Annotated in this window: 14 protein-coding genes; 7 read left to right on the top strand and 7 right to left on the bottom strand. The window is 74.4% G+C overall.

The window, feature by feature from the left end:
* Positions 1-5: 5 nt before the first annotated feature.
* Entirely contained in the window at positions 6-1,184 is a 1,179-nt protein-coding gene (locus tag AB0G13_RS13405) for a DNA recombination protein RmuC (protein WP_357873224.1), read from the bottom strand.
* A 148-nt stretch (positions 1,185-1,332) separates the two neighbouring features.
* Between AB0G13_RS13405 and AB0G13_RS13400 the strand changes: the two genes are divergently transcribed.
* The gene (locus tag AB0G13_RS13400) at positions 1,333-2,097 is read left to right on the top strand and encodes a hypothetical protein (protein ID WP_357873221.1); all 765 of its coding nucleotides are present in this window, start codon (positions 1,333-1,335) and stop codon (positions 2,095-2,097) included.
* 90 nt (positions 2,098-2,187) lie between these two features.
* On the opposite strand, the gene ppc is transcribed toward AB0G13_RS13400, so the two are convergent.
* Positions 2,188-4,974: a phosphoenolpyruvate carboxylase gene (gene ppc / locus AB0G13_RS13395; RefSeq protein WP_357873219.1), complete on the bottom strand. Its 2,787-nt coding sequence runs from the start codon at positions 4,972-4,974 to the stop codon at positions 2,188-2,190.
* Between the two features lie 128 nt (positions 4,975-5,102).
* The gene (locus AB0G13_RS13390; protein WP_357873216.1) at positions 5,103-6,140 is read right to left on the bottom strand and encodes a hypothetical protein; all 1,038 of its coding nucleotides are present in this window, start codon (positions 6,138-6,140) and stop codon (positions 5,103-5,105) included.
* An 85-nt stretch (positions 6,141-6,225) separates the two neighbouring features.
* Here AB0G13_RS13390 and AB0G13_RS13385 point away from each other — a divergent pair, with 85 nt between their 5' ends.
* The gene (locus AB0G13_RS13385) at positions 6,226-7,266 is read left to right on the top strand and encodes a S66 peptidase family protein (protein ID WP_357873213.1); all 1,041 of its coding nucleotides are present in this window, start codon (positions 6,226-6,228) and stop codon (positions 7,264-7,266) included.
* A gap of 44 nt (positions 7,267-7,310) precedes the next feature.
* On the opposite strand, the gene AB0G13_RS13380 is transcribed toward AB0G13_RS13385, so the two are convergent.
* The gene (locus AB0G13_RS13380) at positions 7,311-8,237 is read right to left on the bottom strand and encodes a cyclase family protein (RefSeq protein ID WP_357873211.1); all 927 of its coding nucleotides are present in this window, start codon (positions 8,235-8,237) and stop codon (positions 7,311-7,313) included.
* Positions 8,238-8,515: 278 nt separating this feature from the next.
* Positions 8,516-9,418 carry an AraC family transcriptional regulator gene (locus tag AB0G13_RS13375; protein WP_357873208.1) on the bottom strand — a complete coding sequence of 301 codons (903 nt, stop codon included), beginning with the start codon at positions 9,416-9,418 and terminating at the stop codon, positions 8,516-8,518.
* 151 nt (positions 9,419-9,569) lie between these two features.
* On the opposite strand from AB0G13_RS13375, the gene mfd reads away from it, so the two are divergent.
* The 4 genes from mfd (at position 9,570) to AB0G13_RS13355 (ending at position 16,666) form a co-directional block, all read left to right on the top strand.
* Positions 9,570-13,220, top strand: coding sequence for a transcription-repair coupling factor (gene mfd / locus AB0G13_RS13370; protein WP_357873205.1), 3,651 nt, complete (start codon positions 9,570-9,572; stop codon positions 13,218-13,220).
* A gap of 72 nt (positions 13,221-13,292) precedes the next feature.
* The gene (locus AB0G13_RS13365; protein ID WP_357873202.1) at positions 13,293-14,063 is read left to right on the top strand and encodes a hypothetical protein; all 771 of its coding nucleotides are present in this window, start codon (positions 13,293-13,295) and stop codon (positions 14,061-14,063) included.
* Between the two features lie 2 nt (positions 14,064-14,065).
* Positions 14,066-15,037: a nucleoside triphosphate pyrophosphohydrolase gene (locus tag AB0G13_RS13360; protein WP_357873201.1), complete on the top strand. Its 972-nt coding sequence runs from the start codon at positions 14,066-14,068 to the stop codon at positions 15,035-15,037.
* Between the two features lie 9 nt (positions 15,038-15,046).
* Positions 15,047-16,666, top strand: coding sequence for a DUF885 domain-containing protein (locus AB0G13_RS13355; RefSeq protein ID WP_357873198.1), 1,620 nt, complete (start codon positions 15,047-15,049; stop codon positions 16,664-16,666).
* Positions 16,667-16,694: 28 nt separating this feature from the next.
* On the opposite strand, the gene nudC is transcribed toward AB0G13_RS13355, so the two are convergent.
* Both nudC and AB0G13_RS13345 read right to left on the bottom strand, forming a co-directional pair.
* The gene (gene nudC / locus AB0G13_RS13350) at positions 16,695-17,528 is read right to left on the bottom strand and encodes an NAD(+) diphosphatase (RefSeq protein WP_357873196.1); all 834 of its coding nucleotides are present in this window, start codon (positions 17,526-17,528) and stop codon (positions 16,695-16,697) included.
* Positions 17,525-18,217 carry a hypothetical protein gene (locus tag AB0G13_RS13345; RefSeq protein ID WP_357873193.1) on the bottom strand — a complete coding sequence of 231 codons (693 nt, stop codon included), beginning with the start codon at positions 18,215-18,217 and terminating at the stop codon, positions 17,525-17,527. Before AB0G13_RS13345 ends, nudC begins: the two co-directional genes overlap by 4 nt.
* Before the next feature lie 233 nt (positions 18,218-18,450).
* On the opposite strand from AB0G13_RS13345, the gene eno reads away from it, so the two are divergent.
* Positions 18,451-19,734, top strand: a complete 1,284-nt coding sequence (gene eno, locus AB0G13_RS13340; protein ID WP_357873190.1) for a phosphopyruvate hydratase — start codon at positions 18,451-18,453, stop codon at positions 19,732-19,734.
* Positions 19,735-19,829: the final 95 nt, after the last annotated feature.

Raw genomic sequence — 19,829 nt, 5'->3', positions numbered from 1 at the left:
GGTCGTCAGTCCAGTGTCGACCGTCCGGTCGTCGACTCGGCCTCGGCGGTTTCGAGCAGCTCAGGAGCCTGCGGCTGACGAGGGGTCAGCTCAACCTGCGCCGGTGCGGCCAGCTCCTGGTCGGAGACCCCCAGCTCGGCGAGCTTGCGGGCGCTGACCAGCACGCGCGCCTCCAGCGACCCGACCGCCCGGTTGTACGCGGTCACCGCGCCGCCGAGCGACGCGCCGAGCTTGCCGACGTGCTCGCCCAGGGTCGACAGTCGCCCGTAGAGCTCCCGGGCGAGCGAGTGCACCGCCACCGCGTTGCGCGCCAGCGCCTCCTGCCGCCACGAGTAGGCGACCGTACGCAGCAGCGCGACCAGGGTGGCCGGGGTCGCCAGCACCACGTTGCGGGCGAACGCGTGCTCCAGCAGCGTCGGGTCGCGTTGCAACGCGACGTCGAGGAACGGGTCGGCCGGCACGAAGAGCACCACGAACTCCGGCGTGCTGTCGAACGCGGCCCAGTAGGTCTTGGCGGCCAGCGCGTCCACGTGCGCGCGCAGGTGCTTCGCGTGCGCGTCGAGGTGCGTGTCGCGGCCCCGCTCGTCGCGGGCCTCCATCGCCGTCAGGTAGGCGTCGAACGGCGCCTTGGCGTCCACCACCACCGACCGGCCGCCGTGCAGCCGGACCACCAGGTCGGGGCGGACCCCCTGGTGGTCGGTGGCGGCGGTGACCTGCTCGGAGAAGTCGCAGTGCTCCAGCAGGCCGGCCGCCTCGACGATCCGGCGCAACTGGTGCTCGCCCCAGCGGCCCCGCACCTGGGGTGCCCGCAGGGCGGCCACCAGCTGTTTCGTCTCGGTGCGCAACTCGCCCGAGACCGTGCTCATCGCACGGACCTGCTCGCGCAGCTCGGCGTACGCGTCGACCCGGTCGTGCTCCAGCTCGGCGACCCGCTGCTCGTAGCGGCGCAGCGTGTCGTGCAGCGGGGCGACGGCGCGGGCCACCGCCTCCTGGGACTGCGCGGTGGCCTCGTAGCTCAGCGCCCGCATGGACTGCTCCAGACGGCCCTCGCCCTCCCGGGTGGCCCGCAGCGTGGCGTCCAGCCGGGCGATCTCGGTCGCCGAGCGGGTCCGGGCGGCGTACCAGCCCGCCGCACCCCCGGCGGCGAGGCAGACGATCACCACGGCCAGCGTCGAGAAGTCCACCCCCGGAGCTTGCCAGACCGGCGCGCCGCCCGCCGCCGCGCCGCTCTCAGCGGACCTCCGCCGGCGGTGCCGGCCCTGCCCGCCGGATGGGGCCGCGCTGCGCCGATCGGAGGCGTGCCGCTGGCACGGCCTGGGTAACGTCGCAGACATGAGATATCTGCCGCTGCTCATCCTCGTGGTGCTGCTGGTGGGCGCGTTCCTCTGGTGGCGCCGGGAGAGCGCGGCCCGGGAGGCCCGGCGCCTCGCCGACGTGCGGGCCGACGCCCAGCGCTGGTACGAGCGCCTCGGCGGTCAGGTGATGAACCTGCACGGCGACCACCCGGCCGTGCGGCAGGCGCTGGTCGACGCCGGGGAGCGCTACAACGCGGCCGGCAGCCAGCTGGAGCAGGCCCGCAGCGTCGAGCAGTACCGCCTGGCCCGGGAGACCGCGCTGGAGGGGCTGACCTACGCGCGGGCGGCCCGGGTGGCGCTCGGCATCGACCCCGGCCCCGAGTTGCCCCCGCTGGCCGCCGCGCAGGGCGTGGGACAGCTCACCCGGGAGCGTCAGGTCGACGTGCAGGGGCAGACGTTCAAGGCCGGCCCGCAGCCCGGCCGGGACACCCCCTACTACTACCCGGGCGGGCGCTACCAGGGCCGGCCCGTGCCAGCGGGCTGGTACTCCACCCCGTGGTGGAAGACCGCGCTGGGCGCCGGTGCGGGGGTCCTCGGCGGCATCCTGATCGCCGACGCGCTCTTCTCGCCCGGCTTCGGCGATCCCGGATACGGCTACGAGGCCGGCTACCAGGAGGGCTTCGGGGACGCCTCCGGCTACGGCGAGCAGGGCGGTGAGGTCGGCGGCGACTTCGGCGGCGGCGACTTCGGCGGTGGCGATTTTGGTGGCGGGGACTTCGGCGGCGGCGGCGGCGACTGGTAGGCCGACGGCGCGGGCCGGGACCGCCGGTTGCCGCGCCGAGGAGGGCACCCTCCTGCGCGAGAAGCGTCAGGACGGTGCCCTCCGCACGTCTCAGCCCGTGTTGCGCATGCCGGCGGCGATGCCGTTGACCGTGGTCAGCAGCGCGCGCTCCAGCGCCGTACCGTCGCTCGGCGCCCGCCGGCCGCCCGGCGCGGTGGCCACCGCCCGGCCCGCCGCCCCGGACTCCCGGTACTGGCGCAGCAGGGCCACCTGGAGGTGGTGCAACGGCTCCAGGTAGGTGTCGCGGACGGCCAGGGTGCGCTGGAGCACCGGGGAGTTCTCCAGCAGGGCCGGCGAGGAGGTCACCGCCAGCACCTCCCGCTTGGTCAGCTCGTACTCCTGCTCGATCTTGTGGAAGATCGGGTGCAGCTTCTTCGGCACCAGCGTCTCGACGTACCGGCGGGCGATGCTGAGGTCGGTCTTGGTGAGCATCATCTCGACGTTCGACAGGAACGTGCGGAAGAAGTGCCAGTTGCGGTGCATCTCGGCCAGCACGTCCTCCAGCCCCGCCTCCCGGGCCGCGGCCAGGCCGGAGCCGACCCCGAACCAGCCGGGCACGATCTGCCGGGTCTGGGTCCAGCCGAACACCCACGGGATGGCGCGCAGCCCGGCGAGCCCGGCCCCCGTGTTCGGCCGCTTCGCCGGCCGGGAGCCGATGTTGAGTGCGCCGAGCAGCTCCGTCGGCGTCGACGCCCAGAAGTACGCGGGCAGGTCCGGGTCCTCGACCAGTGACCGGTACGACCGGAAGGCCGAGTCGGAGACCAGCTCCATCGTGGCGTCCCAGCGTTCCAGCATCTCGGCGGGCTGGCGGGGCGCGGTGTGCAGCAGGGTGGCCTGGAGCACCGCGGCCAGGGTCAGCTCCAGGTTCTCCCGCGCCAGCGACGGCAGGGAGTACTTGTCGGAGATGACCTCGCCCTGCTCGGTCACCTTGATCGCGCCGTCCAGGGTGCCGTACGGCTGGGCCAGGATCGCCTCGTGCGTCGGCCCGCCGCCGCGACCCACCGTGCCGCCGCGACCGTGGAAGAGCCGCAGGTGCACGCCGTGCCGGGCGGCCACGTCGCGCAGCGCGCGCTGGGCCCGGTGGATCGACCACTGGCTGGTGGTGATGCCGGCCTCCTTGTTGGAGTCGGAGTAGCCCAGCATCACCTCCTGCACGTCGCCCCGCGCCGCCACCAGCGCCCGGTACGCCGGCAGCGAGAGCAGTTCGTCGAGCAACTCGCCGCCGGCGTTCAGCTCGGACGGGGTCTCCAGCAGCGGCACGAAGCCGATCCGGGACCGGCCGCTGTGCACGTCGACCAGGCCGGCCTCGCGGGCCAGCACCACCGCGGCGAGCACGTCGTCGACCCCGAGCGTCATCGAGACGATGTACGACTCGATGACCTCGTTGCCGAACCGGTCCTGCGCCTCGCGGATGGTGCCGAACACGTCGAACGTCTTGCGGGTCGCCTCGGTCAGCGGGGTGTCCAGCGTGGAGAGCGGCCGGCGGCCGGTCAGCTCGTCGGCGAGCAGCTTCGTCCGCTCCAGCCGGCTCAGCGACGGGTAGTCGGGGACCTCGCCGACGGCCGCGTAGAGCTGGGCGAGCACCGCGTGGTGCGCCTCGGCGTGCTCCCGGACGTCCATGGTCGCCAGGTGCAGCCCGAACGCGGAGACCGTACGGATGGTCGAGGCGAGCCGGCCCACGGCGGTGAGCTGGCCGGCGTTGCGGGCCAGCGAGGCGCGCAGCAGCTCCAGGTCGGCGACCAGCTCGGCGGAGCCGCGGTAGTCCCGCCCGGGCACGTGCGCGGTGCCCTGGCGCAGCCGCTGCCGGGTGTTGGCCAGTTTCGCCTTCACGCAGCGGGCCTTGAGCCGGTAGGGCTCCTCGGCGTTGACCCGGCGGAACCGGGCCGCCACCTCGGGCAGCGCGTCCAGGTCGGTGGCGAGGCTGGCGGAGAGGTCGAGCGACACCCCGCGCAGCCGCCGGGACACCGACACCTCGTCGATCAGGTGGTCCATCGCCTTCTCGGTGGCCGCGATGCCGTGCTCGTGCTGGATGGTCAGCACCTCGCGGGTCACGGCCGGCGTGACGAACGGGTTGCCGTCGCGGTCGCCGCCGATCCAGGTGCCGAAGGACAACGGCCGGGCGGTCGGGGAGGTCTCCACGCCGAGGGTGCGCAGCGTGTCGGCGAGGTCGTCGAGGACCTGCGGGGCGGCCTCGGCGTACAGGTCGCGCAGGTAGTAGATGGCGTTGCGGGCCTCGTCGGTCGGGTCCGGCCGGTCCAGCCGCAGCTCGTCGGTCTGCCACATGAGGTCGAGCAGCTCGGCGAGGCGGCGGTTGGCCGGGCCCTCGTCGCTGGCGCCGTAGAGGATCGCGTTGGCGGTCTCGGTGTCCAGCTCGTCGGCGATGGCGCGCAGCTTCGACAGGATCGACCGGCGGGCCGCCTCGGTCGGGTGGGCGGTGAAGACGGGTCGTACCGCCAGCCGCCGGGCCGCCGCGGCGATCTCCTCGGCCGGCACCCCGCGCTCGGCGATCATCTTGGCCGCCTGGTCCAGCCAGCCGCCCTGGACCGCCCGGCGGCGGCGCAGTTCCCGGGCCCGGTGCACCTGCTCGGTGATGTTGGCCAGGTGGAAGTAGGTGGAGAAGGCGCGGGCCAGCTTGGTGCCGGTGGTGACGTCCAGGCCGGCGAGGCGCTGCGCGGCGGCGGGCGCGTCGGAGCGCACCTGGGCGCGGATCTCCTCGACGAGGTCGAGCAGCGGCCGGCCCTCCTGGCGGGCGAGGGTCTGCCCGAGCAGGGTGCCGAGGCGACGGATGTCGGCCCGGAGGGCGGCGTCGGGGCCGTCGTGGTCGTGCTGGTCGGTCACGATGCGCTCCTTACGCGAGTACGAAGGACAGCGCTGTCCGACTCCCTGGATCGTATCCGCGTCCCCCGCCGAGAAGGAGGGGACCCTTGCAATCGCCCGTGGCGCGGGAGGCGCCCCTTCCTCGCGCCTCAGCCGGCGCCGGGCGCGTCTTCGCTGGTGGCGGCGGGTGCGGTGCGGCGGCCGGCGCGGCGGCGGGCCTGGAACGGCGTGGCGCTGAGCACACCCGCCACGCCCAGCGCCGCCCAGATGGTGAGCCCGGCGAGCGGCCAGCCGGTCGACCGGCGGTCGAAGTAGACGACGGATTCGAGCAGGTCGGTGGCGAGCCCCGGGACGTTCCACCGGTGCATGCCGCGCAGCCAGGTGGGGAGGAACTCGGGGGCGTAGATGCCGCCGGAACCGGGGTTGCCGAGCACGACCAGCAGCAGGATCACCAGCCCGGTGCCGAACAGCCCCAGCCAGCCCTGCACCGCCGAGGCGATCATCGCCGCCGCGAGGACCGCCAGCGCCCCGCTCGCGGCGACGCCCACCAGATCGTGGTCCCAGACGTCCAGGACCGGCCCGACCACGACCGCGCCGATGGCCCCGAGCACCAGGCTGTAGGCGGCCAGCGCGGCGATCCGCAGCCCGGCGCGGCGCAGACTGCGCGGGGCCGTGCCGTTGCCCAGGCCGAGCACGGTGGCGGCGAGGTAGCCGCCCAGCACGTACCCGACGGCCAGGTAGAACGGCACGAGCCCGCGCGGGTCGGTCGGGGCCACCGGCACGTCGTCGGTGACCCGCAGCGGCATCTCCGCCTGCCGGGCGGCGGTGCCGAGCACCTGGACGACGACGTCGGTGGCGGCCGGCGCGGCGGCGCTGGCGGTGGTCAGGACCAGCCCGCCCTCGGCGGTGGTGGCGAGCACCGCGTACACCTCGCGGGTGTGCAGGCCGTCGTCGGCGGCCTCCGGGTCGTCGTACCCGACCGCTTCGAGGGTGTCGGTCTGGTTGCGTACGGCGGCGAGGAGGGCCTCCGCCTTCTGGTCTCCGCGCACCACCCCCACCGGCACGTCGCGCGGCGTGGGCCGGTGCAGCGCGCCGACGTACGCGGTGATGAACGCGGTGGCGAGCACCAGGGTGCCGAGCAGCAGCGCGGCGGTACGCGGCAGCCTGTCGCGGATCTCCTGGTCCACGCCGTCAGCCTAGGGTGGCTCATGCCCGGTACGTGGCGTTTCGCGACCCGGGAAAACCGGTTCCGCCGCTCGGTAGCGTCCGGTCATGACGTCGCCGAACTATCCCCCCAAGCCCCGACCGGGAGACCGGGTCGCGGTCGTATCGCCCTCCGCCGGCCTGCCGGCGATCTTCCCCCACGTGTACGAGCTGGGGCTGCGCCGGCTGCGCGAGGAGTTCGACCTGGAGCCGGTGGAGTACCCGACCACCCGGGTGCTCGACGCCGACCCCCGCGACCGGGCCCGGGACCTGACCGCCGCCTTCGCCGACCCGACGATCAGCGCCGTGCTCGCCACGGTGGGCGGGGACGACCTGATCACGGTCACCCCGCACCTGGACGACGCCGTGCTGCGGGCCAACCCGAAGCCGTACTTCGGCTACTCCGACAACACGAACGTCCTCAACCACCTGTACCGGCTGGGCGTCGTGTCGTACCACGGCGGGTCGGTGCTGGTGCACCTCGGCCGGTCGGGCAGCCCGCACCCGCTGACCTTCGACTCGCTGCGCGCGGCCCTCTTCACCTCCGGCTGGTACGACCTGGCCCCGGCCCCGCAGTGGGGCGACCGGCCGAACGACTGGCGGGACCCGGCGACGCTGGCCGACGAGCCGGAGATGCTCCCGGGCGAGGGCTGGCGCTGGCAGGGGCCGTCGACGGTCGTCGAGGGGCGCACCTGGGGCGGCAACCTGGAGATCCTGCACTGGCTGCTGGCCGCCGACCGGGTGCCGGCGGCCGGGGACCTGGCCGGGTCGGTGCTGATGGTCGAGACCTCGGAGGAACTGCCCCCGGCCACCGAGGTGTTCCGGATGCTGCGCAACATGGGGGAGCGGGGGCTGCTCGCCGGCTTCCCGGCGGTCCTCGTCGGCCGGCCGAAGGCGTGGGACTTCGACCGGCCGCACACCCCCGACGAGCGGCGGGACTGGGCGCAGGCGCAGCGGGAGGCGGTCACCCGGGCGCTCGCCGCCTACCGCCCGGACGCGGTGGTGGTCTTCGACGTCGACCTCGGCCACACCGACCCGCAGCTGATCGTCCCGTACGGCGGCGAGATCCGGGTCGACGCCGTCGAGCGCCGCGTCTCGGTCCGCTACTGACCCACCCCTCGCGCGCGCCCCGCCCCTGCCGGGTCCGCGGTCGGTCAGGCGGGGTCGAGCACGGCGAACGCCCGGACCGGGAAGGTGCCCATGCCGGCCACCATGGGCGGGGCGGCCGTGAACCGGAAGCCGGTCGGGGGCAGCGCGTCGAGCCCCGTCAGGTGCTCCACGATCGGCACGCCGGCGGCCAGCAGGGCGCTGTGCGCCGGGCGCTCGCCGGCCGCCGCCGGGCTCATGTCGTCGATGTTGATCGAGTCGATGCCGACCAGGGCGGCGCCCGCGTCGACCAGGGCCCGGGCGCCGTTCCCGGTGAGGTACGGCGCCTCCGGCGCGCCGTACCGGTCGGTGCCGAAGTGCGTCGACCAGCCGGTGTGCAGCAGCACCGCCCGCCCCGCGACCTCGTACGGCGCCAGCAGCAGCCGGTCCACCGCGCGGGTGCCGGCCGGCACCCGGACCACGACGCCGGGCAGGTCGGCGAGGCGGTCCAGCCCGGTGGCGGCGAGGTCGGCGCCCTCGGCGAAGCGGTGGGCGGGCGTGTCCACGTACGTGCCGGTGTTGGCGATCATGTCGATCCGCCCCACCTGGAACTCCGTGCCGGGGGCGTAGGTGGCCCGGGACGCCTCCCGGGTCAGCCACTCGGTGATCCGCGGCGCCGGCCAGCCCGGCAGGGTGGTCATGCCGTCGGTGACCACGTGGCTCAGCTCGACCAGCCGTCGCCGGGAGACGCCGTGCGGGTCGGCTCCGGCCGCCACGCCCCGGCCGCCCTTGTGCGGCTCCTCGACGATCGTCCGGCCGGTGATCCGCACCTCGGCCACCATCAGCAGCCCGAGGTGTCGAACGAAGAGCGCCGCCAGCTCGTCGTCGGCGATGTCGCGGCCGGGGATGTCCAGCCGGAACCCGTCCGTCCGCAGCCCGCCGCCGTTGGCGAAGGTGACCTCCGCGTCGAACTGTGCCCGCCACTGATTGCCCATCAGCGCAGCCGATCACGGCCGACCGGCCCCGTCAAGATCCTTCCCGCCGGGCTGACGCGCCCGCCGGAGTGCCGTACAGGGGGTGTACGGCACCGCCGGCGGGCGGCGACGGCACCTCGGGCGTCGCCGAGGTCGCAGTCGGGTGGAGCTGCGGGCCTCCCCGAACAGGTCCGCGCACCCCGCGGCCGCCGATCCGGCGGCTCGATCCCGGCTGACGGATTCCATCCTCGGTCGCCGGGCGGCCCCTGGTCTTGAACATCGATGCTCGGTTGCCCGCGTCAGGCCGGTCGGGGGTGGGTGAGGAGGCGGCGCAGGTGGGCCGGGGGGTGGCCGACGTGGTCCCGGACCACCCGGGTGAGGTGGGCCTGGTCGGCGAAGCCGTGCTCCGCCGCCACGGCGCGCAGCGGCCGGTCGTCCGCCTCGGCGAGGGTGTCCAGCACCGCCCGGACCCGCAGCCGGTTGCGGTAGGCGGTGAGGCTGCTGCCGGTGACCCGGTGGAACACCCGGCTCAGGTGGTGCGGGGAGGCGCCCACCTCCCGGGCGACCTCGTCGAGGCCGAGCGAGTAGTCGCCGGCGGTGAGCACCTCGCGGGCCCGGTCGGCGAGGCGACGGTGGGCGGCCTGGGTGGCGGGCCGCCGGCCGACCGCGCGTTCGAGGTCCGTCCCCGGCGGTTCCCTCCGGGCGTCGGCGAGGTGGAGCACCCCGTCGAGGAAGCGGTGCAGCCGCTCCGCCATCTCGAAGTGGTCCAGTCCCTGCCGGAACTCCGCGATGAGCATCCGGTGTGCCAGGTCGAGCGGCGCGTCGGAGGTGCCCTCCCAGCCGGCGGTCTCCAGCCAGCGCGCCCCGTCCGGGCGACCGGCCAGCACCGTCGGGTCGACCTGCACGCAGGTGTACGAGTCGCCGCAGCCCAGCGGGTGGGACACGGACATCTCGTCGCCCGGGCGGGTGAGCAGCACCGAGGTGGCGTCCGAGAACGCCGTACGACCGTTGAGCCGCCGCCGGTACGCCCCCGACCGCCCGAGGATGAGGTTGTGGAACCTCTCGACGGCGGGTTCGGTCCAGCCGTGGCTCTCGACGATGCAGCGCACCTCGTAGATGAGGATCCCCTCCGGATGCCCCAGCACCCGCCACCGGCCGGGCGTGGTCTTCCGGCGCGGGTCGCTGCCGATTCCCTCAGGCATCCGTTCTCCCCTCGGGTGGCCCTGCGCGGATTGTCGAGGATCCAACCTACGCGGGGGTGGTTCGTCCGACCGGAGAGATAGTGTCGACCGGTGGACCCCCCGTCCAGCCGGGCGAGGGGTGATCGTCGTGTCATCCGCTGGAAGTGATCTCATGCTCACCGGTCTGTTCTCCGCCGCCCTGGCCGACCCGGGGCTGGCCCGGGCGCGTGACCTGGCGCGCTCCGGTGCCGCGCAGGTCGACGGCCTCGACATCACCGCACCGCCCGCGCTGCGCCCGTTCGCGGTCGCCGCGGTCGCGGCCGACCAGGCCGGCGACGGCGGGTCGGGCGGCGGGGCGGGTCGTCCGGTGCTCGCCGTGACCGCCACCACCCGGGAGGCCGACGACCTGGCCGCCGCGCTGGGCAGCCTGCTCCCGCCCGAGCAGGTGACGGTGTTCCCGTCCTGGGAGACGCTGCCGCACGAGCGCCTGTCGCCCCGCTCCGACACGGTCGGCCGGCGGCTGGCCGTGCTGCGCCGGCTGGCGCACCCCGGATCGGCGGACGCGCACGGCCGCACCGGCCCGCTGCGGGTGGTCGTGGCGCCCGTCCGGTCGTTGCTGCAACCGCAGCTCAAGGGGCTCGGCGACCTCGAGCCGGTGCAGCTGGCCGCCGGGCAGGAGGCCGACCTGGAGGAGGTCGCCCGCCGGCTCATCGACATGGCGTACGCGCGGGTCGACCTGGTCACCAAGCGGGGCGAGTTCGCCGTGCGCGGCGGCATCCTCGACATCTTCCCGCCCACCGACGAGCACCCGTCGCGGGTCGAGTTCTGGGGCGACGAGGTGGAGGAGATCCGCACCTTCGCCGTCGCCGACCAGCGCACCATCGAGCAGGTGCCGCAGCTGTGGGCGCCGCCGTGCCGGGAACTGCTGCTCACCCCGTCGGTGCGCAAGCGGGCCGCCGCCCTCGCCGAGGAGCACCCGGAGCTGGCCGAGATCCTCGACAAGCTGGCCGAGGGCATCCCGGTGGAGGGGATGGAGTCCCTCGCCCCGGCGCTGATCGGCGCCGACTCGATGGAGTTGCTGCTGGACGCCATGCCGGCCGGCACCCACGTGCTGCTGTGCGACCCGGAGCGGATCCGCACCCGGGCGCACGACCTGGTGCGTACCTCCGACGAGTTCCTCCAGGCGAGCTGGGCCGCGGCCGCCGTCGGTGGCCAGGCCCCGGTCGACCTCGGCGCCGCCGCCTTCAAGACCCTGGCGGAGGTACGCGCCGTCGCGGCGAAGCTGCGCCAGCCCTGGTGGACGCTGTCGCCGTTCGGCCTGGTGGAGGCGGACGCGGCTCCGGAGCGGCAGCCCTGGGAGGACGGGCCGGAGGCGGCCGACGTCACCCCCGACGACGCGATCGCGGTGACCCTGGCCGCGCAGCCGGCCCCGCTCTACCACGGCGAGACCGTCCGGGTGGTCGACGACCTCACGCGCTGGGCGGGCGAGGGCTGGTCGATCGCGCTGGTCTTCGAGGGGCACGGCCCCGCCCAGCGGGCGGTCGAGGTGCTCCGCGACGCCGGCCTCGGCGCGCGGCTGACCGAGGAGATCCCGACCGCGCCCGCCCCCGGCGAGGTGCTGGTCGCCTGCGGCAGCCTGAACAGCGGCTTCGTCGACGAGGCGTCCCGGTTCGTGCTGCTCACCGGCAACGACGTCACCGGCGGGCGGGGCACCTCCACCCGGGACATGCGCAGGATGCCGAGCCGGCGGCGCAACACGATCGACCCCCTGGAGCTCAAGGCCGGCGACCACGTCGTGCACGAGCAGCACGGCATCGGCCGCTACGTCGAGCTGGTGCAGCGCACCGTCAACGGCGCGTCCCGGGAATACCTGGTCATCGAGTACGCCCCGAGCAAGCGCGGCCAGCCCGGCGACCGGCTCTTCGTCCCCACCGACCAGCTCGACCAGCTCTCCCGCTACGTCGGCGGCGAGCAGCCCACCCTGCACAAGATGGGCGGCTCGGACTGGCAGAAGTCCAAGGCCCGGGCCCGCAAGGCGGTCAAGGAGATCGCCGCCCAGCTCATCCAGCTCTACGCCGCCCGTAAGGCCTCCAAGGGGCACAACTTCGGCCCCGACACGCCGTGGCAGCGGGAGCTTGAGGACGCCTTCCCGTGGCAGGAGACGCCGGACCAGCTCGCCGCCATCGAGGAGGTCAAGCGGGACATGGAGCAGACCGTCCCGATGGACCGGCTCATCTGCGGCGACGTCGGCTACGGCAAGACGGAGATCGCGGTCCGGGCGGCGTTCAAGGCGGTGCAGGACGGCAAGCAGGTGGCGGTGCTGGTGCCCACCACGCTGCTGGTGCAGCAGCACTACAACACGTTCGCCGAGCGGATGAGCCAGTTCCCGGTGACCATCAAGCAGCTCTCCCGCTTCCAGACGCCGAAGGAGGCCGAGCGAACCCTGGAGATGGCCGCCGCGGGCACCGCCGACATCGTCATCGGCACCCACCGGCTGCTCCAGGCGGCCACCCGGTTCAAGTCGCTCGGCCTGGTCATCGTCGACGAGGAGCAGCGCTTCGGCGTCGAGCACAAGGAGCACCTGAAGACGATGCGCGCCTCGGTCGACGTGCTGAGCATGTCGGCCACCCCGATCCCGCGCACCCTGGAGATGGCGATCACCGGCATCCGGGAGATGTCGACCATCGCCACCCCGCCGGAGGAGCGGCACCCGGTGCTCACCTTCGTCGGGGCGTACGACGAGCGGCAGGTGGCCGCCTCCATCCACCGCGAGCTGCTGCGCGACGGGCAGGTTTTCTACCTGCACAACCGGGTCGAGTCGATCGAGAAGACGGCCCGGAAGCTGCGCGAGCTGGTGCCCGAGGCGCGGGTCGCGGTGGCGCACGGCCAGATGGGCGAGGAGGCCCTGGAGAAGGTCATGGTCGGCTTCTGGGAGAAGGAGTTCGACGTGCTGGTCTGCACCACGATCGTGGAGTCCGGCATCGACATCCCGAACGCCAACACCCTGATCGTGGAGCGGGCCGACCTGCTCGGCCTGGCCCAGCTGCACCAGATCCGCGGCCGGGTCGGCCGGGGCCGGGAGCGGGCGTACGCCTACTTCCTCTACCCACCGGAGAAGCCGCTCACCGAGCACGCCCACGAGCGGCTGGCCACCATCGCCCAGCACACCGAGCTGGGCGCCGGCATGTACGTGGCGATGAAGGACCTGGAGATCCGGGGCGCCGGCAACCTGCTCGGCGGCGAGCAGTCCGGGCACATCGAGGGCGTCGGCTTCGACCTCTACGTGCGGATGGTCGGCGAGGCGGTCTCCGCGTTCAAGGGCGAGCGCCCGGAGGAGGAGACCGAGGTCAAGGTCGACCTGCCGATCGACGCGCACCTGCCGCACGACTACGTGAGCGTCGAGCGGCTGCGTCTGGAGATGTACCGCAAGCTCGCCGAGGCCCGCGACGAGGAGCGACTGCGCGAGGTGGTCGCGGAGATGACGGACCGCTACGGCGAGCCGCCCGCCCCGGTGCAGAACCTGGTCGCCGTGGCCCGGTTCCGGCTGCTGGCCCGCCGCTACGGCCTGACCGACGTCTCCATGCAGGGCAAGCACATCCGGTTCGGCCCGTTGCCGCTGCCCGACTCGAAGCAGCTGCGGCTCAAGCGCTACCACCCGGACTCGGTCTACAAGCAGGCCCTCGACCAGGTCAGCGTGCCCCGGCCGAGCACCCGGCGGGTGGGCGGCGAGCCGCTGCGCGACCAGGCCCTGCTGGAGTGGTGCGCCCAGCTCCTCTCCGACGTCCTGGGCGAGCCGGCGATGGCGGGAGCCTCCGCCCGGTGAGGGCCGGACGTGCGTGGCCAGACAGGTGGGCGGCGTCACGCGGGCCCCGGGCGGCATGAGAGAGTGACCGTCATGCGTGCTCGCCGTCTTGCCGCCGTCGCCAGCGTGGCGCTCGGCCTCGTCGCCCTCTCCGGTTGCCGTGCCGAGCCCGGTGTCGCCGCCTACGTCGGCGACCTGCGGATCACCGAGGATGCCGTCACCGGGGTCGTCGACGACCTGCGGGCGAAGAACCCGGCACCGACCGGGCAGCCCGAGGCGCCCGACGGGCGGCCCCCGGCGCAGGCGCCGCAGCTGCCCGGGCGCGGCCAGGTCGTCAGCGTGCTGGTGCTGGCCGAGGTCTGCGAGCGGGTCTCCGCCGAGAAGAACTACCAGCCGCGCGGGCAGGTGGCGCCGGAGCAGCTCGCGCAGCAGTTCGGCCTCACGCCCGACACCGGCTACGTGCGCCAGGTCGCCGAGCTCTACAACTGCCTGTCCGGCGTGCCGACCGGGGCGCCGGCCGAGCCGACCGCGCAGGACCTGGCCGACGTGGTGGCAGCGGGCCGCAAGGCGGGCGCCATCCCGGCCGACGTGCCGGACGAGGCGGCCGCCCGCCAGCTCGACGGCGAGCAGCTGCGCACCGCGCTGGCCACCCGCAAGTCGCTGGCCGAGGCGGTCGCCGCCTACGACGTGACGGTCAACCCCCGCTACCGCCCGCTGGAGTTCCCGGTGCTGAGCTTCTCCGGCAACGCGCCGGCGGTCAGCGTGCCGCTGGGCGAGGCCGGCTCCGACGCGGTCACCGACGTCTCCACCCCGGATCCGCTGCCCACCGGCGCACCGCAGGCGGCCGGCGGGACCGACAGCTGAGCATGCCCGCGCGGATCGTCCTGCTCGTCACCTCGCCCCGGCTGCCGGCCGGGCTGCTGACCGCCGCCGCCTGGGACGTCGTACGCGGGCATCCGGTGCTGGCCGGGGCGGAGAGCGAGCTGGCGACGGCGGTCCGCACGGCGGGCGCCGAGGTCACGGTCGTCGACGGCCCGGCGACGCAGGCGCTGCTCGACGCGGCGGCGGCGCACGGCGTGGCGGTGTGGCTGGCCGGCCCGGCCGGCGACGAGTCGCTGGCCCGGGAGCTGGGCCTGCGGCTGGCGCGCGAGCCCGGCCTGGCCGAGCTGGAGCTGATGTACGGCTCCTGGGACCCGCCGGGCGCCCGGCTGCTCGACGCGGTGGCGGTGATGGACCGGCTGGCCTCGCCGGGCGGCGACCCCTGGAAGCGGGCGCAGACCCACCGCAGCCTCGCCGGCTTCCTGATCGAGGAGTGCTACGAGGCGTACGACGCGATCAACGCCGGGGACACCGACGCGCTGCGCGAGGAACTGGGCGACGTGCTGCTCCAGGTGGTGCTGCACGCCCGGCTCGCCGAGGAGCTGCCCGAGGGGGAGCGGTGGACCGTCGACGACGTGGCCGGCGGGCTGGTCGACAAGATGGTCCGGCGCAACCCGCACGTCTTCGCCGACGCGGCGGCGGGCACCCTGGAGGAGATCGAAGCCAGCTGGGAGCGGATCAAGCGGGCCGAGAAGGCGCGTGACTCGGTGCTGGACGGCATCGCGTTGAGCCAGCCCGCCCTCGCCCTGGCCGCCAAGATCCTGGAGCGCGCCGGGCGGGTCGGCCTCGCCGTACCGCCGCCCCTCGCGGAGTCTCAGGTGGACCCGGAGGCGCGGCTCGGCGCGAGCCTGCTCGCCACGGTCGCGGCGGCCCGCGAGGCGGGCCTGGACCCGGAGGCGGCCCTGCGCCGCGCCGCCCTCGCCTACGCGGACGCCGTGAGGACCGCCGAACGCCGGTAGGGTCGGCGGGTGGAATCGTTTGTGCCGCTCGCGGAGCGGATCGTCGACGCGTTGCTGGAGAGCCGTCCGGGGCTCGCGACCTCCACCGGCGACCACCGGTACGACGACCGGTTGCCGGACCTCTCCGCCGAGGCGGTCGCGGCCGACCAGGCCATGCTCAAGGAGGCCGCGGACGCGCTCGCCGAGCTGGACCCGGACGCCCTGGACGTCGAGCAGCGCGTCGACCACGCGCTGCTCACCTCGTTCGTGGACCGGGAGCTGTTCGAGTTCAGCGACATCCGCGCGCACGAGTGGGACCCGCTGCGGCACAACCCCGGGCCGTTGCTGCACGCGTTGCTCGCCCGCCCGTACGCCCCGGTCGACGTCCGGCTGACCAGCCTGGCCGGCCGGCTCGCCGCCGTACCGGACGCGCTGGCGACCGCGCGCGCGACGCTGCGCGACATGCCGCGGATCCACGCCGAGACGGCGGTCGGGCAGTTCACCGGCACGGCGGCGCTGATCCGCGACGAGGTGCCGGCGCTGCTCGCGCAGGCCCCCGCCCTGTACGACCGGGTCGAGCCGGCGGCCACCGCGGCGATCGCGGCGCTGGAGGAGTTCGTCGCGTGGCTGCGTCAGGGCCTGGCCGCCGACGCCGGCCCCGGGCGGGACCCGCGGCTGGGCCGTCGCCGCTGGGAGGCGCGGCTCTGGCACACCCTCGACACCGAGCTGGGCGCCGCCGAGATCCAGCGCCGGGCCTGGGCCAACCTGGACCGGGTCGGCGAGGAGATCCGCGCGGCGGCCGTCGAGCTGGTGGGCGGCGCGGCGGACGACGAGACGGTACGCCGGGCGCTGGACCTGCTGGCCGCCGAGCACCCGGACGACCACACCATCGTCGACCTCGCCTCGGTCACCCTGGACGAGGCGACCGACTTCGTGCGCGCCCACGACCTGATCACCCTGGTCGACGACCCGTGCGTGATCCAGGAGATGCCCCAGTTCGCCCGGGGCGTGGCGGTCGCCTACTGCGACTCGCCCGGCCCGCTGGAGACGGCGGACGTGCCGACCTTCTACTGCATCGCGCCCACCCCGGCGGACTGGCCCGCGCACCGGGTCGAGTCGTTCTACCGGGAGTACAACGACCACATGATCCGCAACCTGACGGTGCACGAGGCGATGCCGGGGCACTTCCTCCAGCTCGCCCACGCCCGCCGGCACGTCGGTCCCACCCGGGTCCGCGCGCTGACCGAGTCGGGGCCCTTCATCGAGGGCTGGGCGGTCTACACGGAGGAGCTGATGGCCGGCCTCGGCTTCGGCGGCCTGCCGGTGCGGTTGCAGCAGCTCAAGATGCAGCTCCGGATGACCATCAACGCGCTGCTGGACCAGCTCGTGCACTGCGAGGAGCTGCCGGAGGCCGAGGCGATGGCGCTGATGACCGGGCGGGGCTTCCAGGAGGAGGGCGAGGCGGCCGGCAAGTGGCGGCGTGCGCTGCTCACCTCGACGCAGCTCTCCACGTACTTCGTCGGCTACAGCGAGATGGCCGCGATCGCCGCCGCCCGCCCGGCCGACGTGTCGGTGCGCGACTGGCACGACGCGATGCTGGCCCACGACTGCCCGCCCCCGCGCCACCTGCGCACCCTGCTCGGCGCATGAGGCAGGGCCCCTGCTGACAGGCGCCGGCTCAGCGCCGCGCGGAGGTCACCGTCGCGTCGATCAGCCAGCGCGAGATGGAGTACGCGGGCGGTAGCTCCGCCGGCAGCCCGTCGAGGGGGAACCAGCGCGCCTCGGTCAGCTCCCGCCCGTCCACCACCGGCTCGGCGCCTGCGTCGGCGGCGGTGGCCGTGAAGCCGGTGAGCAGGACGCCGGGGCCGGACATCGCCCACGGCTGGCTGCCGAAGTAGGTCAGCCGGTCGAGGGCGAGCCCGACCTCCTCGCCGACCTCGCGGTGGGCCGCCGCCTCCAGCGTCTCGCCGGCCTCGACGAACCCGGCGACCAGCGCCCACATCCCGGTCGGCCCGTACGCGTGCCGCACCAGCAGCAGTTCCGCCGGGCGGTCGGCGGGTCCCGGGCGGGTGATCGCCACCAGCACCGCCGGGGAGAGCCGGATGGGGACGTACAGGTCGCAGCCGGGGCAGCGGCGGGCCGACTCGCCCGGCACGTCGGCCAGCTCCGCGCGGCAGGCGCCGCACCAGCGGTGGGTGCGCCGCCAGGTGACCACGGTCAGCGCCCGGCCGGCGAGCGCGGCGAGGGGACCGGGCAGCTCGGCGGCGAGGGAGGCCCAGCCACGTCCGGGGCGGTCCTCGGCCCCGTCGAGGTCGGCGGCCCAGGCGGGCACGCCGTCCAGCGTGCCGAGCGGCACCCACGCGGTGTAGTCCGGCAGGTCGCCCACCCGGGGGAAGCCGCCGTCGGGCGTGGTCAGCAGCTTGCGCCCGGCGACCGGCACGGCCAGGTCGGTGGGCGCGGGCGCGGCGCTCCGGTCGGCTCCGGGCACGAACCCGCCGGCGGGGTCCGTCACGAGTTGGCCGGGCGGCGGTCCACGACGCCGGCGTCGGGCGGGAGGTCGAACGCGGTGCCGTCGACCGTCTCGCGGTAGCGGCTCAGCGCCAGCTCGACCTGCCTGCCGTCGACCTGGCCGGTGAAGCTGCCCAGCGCGCCCTCGGTGGTCACGCAGGCGGTGAAGTCGCCGGCGGACTGCTCCACGTCCACGCAGGTGGCGTGGTGGCCGGCGAGGGTGGTGTCGCTCTGGGCGATCACCGCCTCCGGGTCCAGCGCGGCGGTGGTGAGCAGCCCCACGACGATCGGCGGCGTGACCAGCCCTCGCTGCTTGGCCTCGGTGAACATGGCCACCGTGGGCTTCGCGTTGGGCGCGGGCGGGGCCTCCAGGGTGCAGGTCGCCCGGCCGGCCGTGGTCTCGCAGCGGGTCGTCGCCTCGGGGGTGACGGTGAGCTTGCCGCCGGGCCAGGTGTACGCGGAGCGGGCCGGGTCCTGGGCCTGGGCGATGGTGGCGGTCTGCCCGCCGGGGAGTTGGTAGTCGGCGGAGTAGGTCAGCTCCAGCGCCCGGTCGAGCCGGGCGGCCATGTCGTTCACCAGGTCGGCCCGCCCGATCGCCCGGCCGGCGTCGTCGAGGGTCTGACAACCGGTCACCGTGAGCGACGCGATGACCGACACGGCGAGCATGCGGAGGGTGGTCGAGGCGGCGGGCATGGCGACCAGCCTGGCCGATCGGGTCAACCGCGCGCAAACCCGTTGCCGGTTGAGACACGAGAATCCGGGAATGTCCGTGTAAAGCATTGCCCGGAGGCAGGTTTCGGGCCGGGCCGACGAGCGCCCGGACCGCCCGCGTCCGAGCGTCGCCCGATACGCTGCGTTCAACAACTGCCTCAGCCGCACCGTCGCGGCCCACACCGGACCGGAACACACTAACGAGGAGCGACTCAGTGGCAACCATCGAGGGAATCGTCGCGCGGGAGATTCTGGACTCGCGGGGCAACCCGACCGTCGAGGTCGAGGTCGGGCTCGACGACGGCACGATCGCCCGGGCGGCGGTGCCCTCCGGCGCCTCCACGGGCGCCTTCGAGGCGATCGAGCTGCGCGACGGTGACGCCGACCGCTACCAGGGCAAGGGTGTCGAGAAGGCGGTCTCGAACATCGAGGACAAGATCGTCGACGAGCTGATCGGCTACGAGGCCAGCGAGCAGCGGCTGATCGACCAGAAGATGCTCGACATCGACGGCACCGACAGCAAGTCCGAGCTGGGCGCGAACGCCATCCTCGGCGTCTCCCTGGCGGTGGCCAAGGCGGCGGCCGGCAGCGCCGAGCTGAGCCTCTTCCGCTACCTGGGCGGCCCGAACGCGCACCTGCTGCCGGTGCCGATGATGAACATCCTCAACGGTGGCGCGCACGCGGACTCGAACGTCGACATCCAGGAGTTCATGATCGCGCCGATCGGCGCGCCCAGCTTCCGCGAGGCGCTGCGCTCCGGCGCGGAGGTCTACCACGCGCTCAAGTCGGTGCTGAAGAAGAAGGAGCTCTCCACCGGCCTCGGCGACGAGGGCGGCTTCGCGCCGAACCTGCCCACCAACGCCGCTGCCCTGGACCTGATCGCCGAGGCGGTGGAGAAGGCCGGCTACCGGCTCGGCACCGACATCGTCTTCGCGCTCGACGTGGCCGCCACGGAGTTCTTCGACAACGGCACCTACACCTTCGAGGGCACCGCGAAGACCGCCGAGGAGATGAGCAACTACTACACCAAGCTCGCCGGCGACTACCCGATCGTGTCGATCGAGGACCCGCTGGCCGAGGACGACTGGATCGGCTGGCAGACGCTGACCGCCTCGCTCGGCGACCGCGTCCAGATCGTCGGCGACGACCTGTTCGTCACTAACCCGCAGCGGATCGCCCGCGGCATCGCCGAGAAGGCCGCCAACGCCGTCCTGGTCAAGGTCAACCAGATCGGTTCGCTGACCGAGACCCTGGACGCGGTGGACCTGGCCCACCGGGCCGGCTTCAAGTGCATGATGAGCCACCGCTCCGGCGAGACCGAGGACACCACCATCGCGGACCTGGCGGTGGCCACGGGCTGCGGCCAGATCAAGACCGGCGCCCCGGCCCGCTCGGACCGGGTCGCGAAGTACAACCAGCTCCTGCGGATCGAGGAGGAGCTGGCCGACGCGGCGCGGTACGCCGGAGCGGGCGCCTTCCCGCGCTACCGTTCCGCCTGAGACGCGCGAGGCCTCGGGGGAGGGGTGTGACGATGCAGCAGCGCCGCACACCGGGCGGTCAGCGCCCCGCCCGCCGGCCGGGTCACACCGGCCGG

The sequence above is a fragment of the Micromonospora sp. NPDC023633 genome (genome assembly GCF_040640035.1).
GTDB lineage: Bacteria > Actinomycetota > Actinomycetes > Mycobacteriales > Micromonosporaceae > Micromonospora.
Note: the sequence above shows the minus strand (reverse complement) of the source record. Positions and strands in the feature narration are given on the sequence as shown.

Bases quoted from the DNA above. Each gene is read 5' to 3' on its own strand.
- AB0G13_RS13375 (WP_357873208.1), bottom strand. From the start codon at position 9,418: ATGCCTGAGGGAATCGGCAGCGACCCGCGCCGGAAGACCACGCCCGGC.
- AB0G13_RS13345 (WP_357873193.1), bottom strand. From the start codon at position 18,217: ATGCCCGCCGCCTCGACCACCCTCCGCATGCTCGCCGTGTCGGTCATC.
- mfd (WP_357873205.1), top strand. From the start codon at position 9,570: ATGCTCACCGGTCTGTTCTCCGCCGCCCTGGCCGACCCGGGGCTGGCC.
- AB0G13_RS13380 (WP_357873211.1), bottom strand. From the start codon at position 8,237: ATGGGCAATCAGTGGCGGGCACAGTTCGACGCGGAGGTCACCTTCGCC.
- AB0G13_RS13385 (WP_357873213.1), top strand. From the start codon at position 6,226: ATGACGTCGCCGAACTATCCCCCCAAGCCCCGACCGGGAGACCGGGTC.
- AB0G13_RS13365 (WP_357873202.1), top strand. From the start codon at position 13,293: ATGCGTGCTCGCCGTCTTGCCGCCGTCGCCAGCGTGGCGCTCGGCCTC.
- AB0G13_RS13400 (WP_357873221.1), top strand. From the start codon at position 1,333: ATGAGATATCTGCCGCTGCTCATCCTCGTGGTGCTGCTGGTGGGCGCG.
- AB0G13_RS13360 (WP_357873201.1), top strand. From the start codon at position 14,066: ATGCCCGCGCGGATCGTCCTGCTCGTCACCTCGCCCCGGCTGCCGGCC.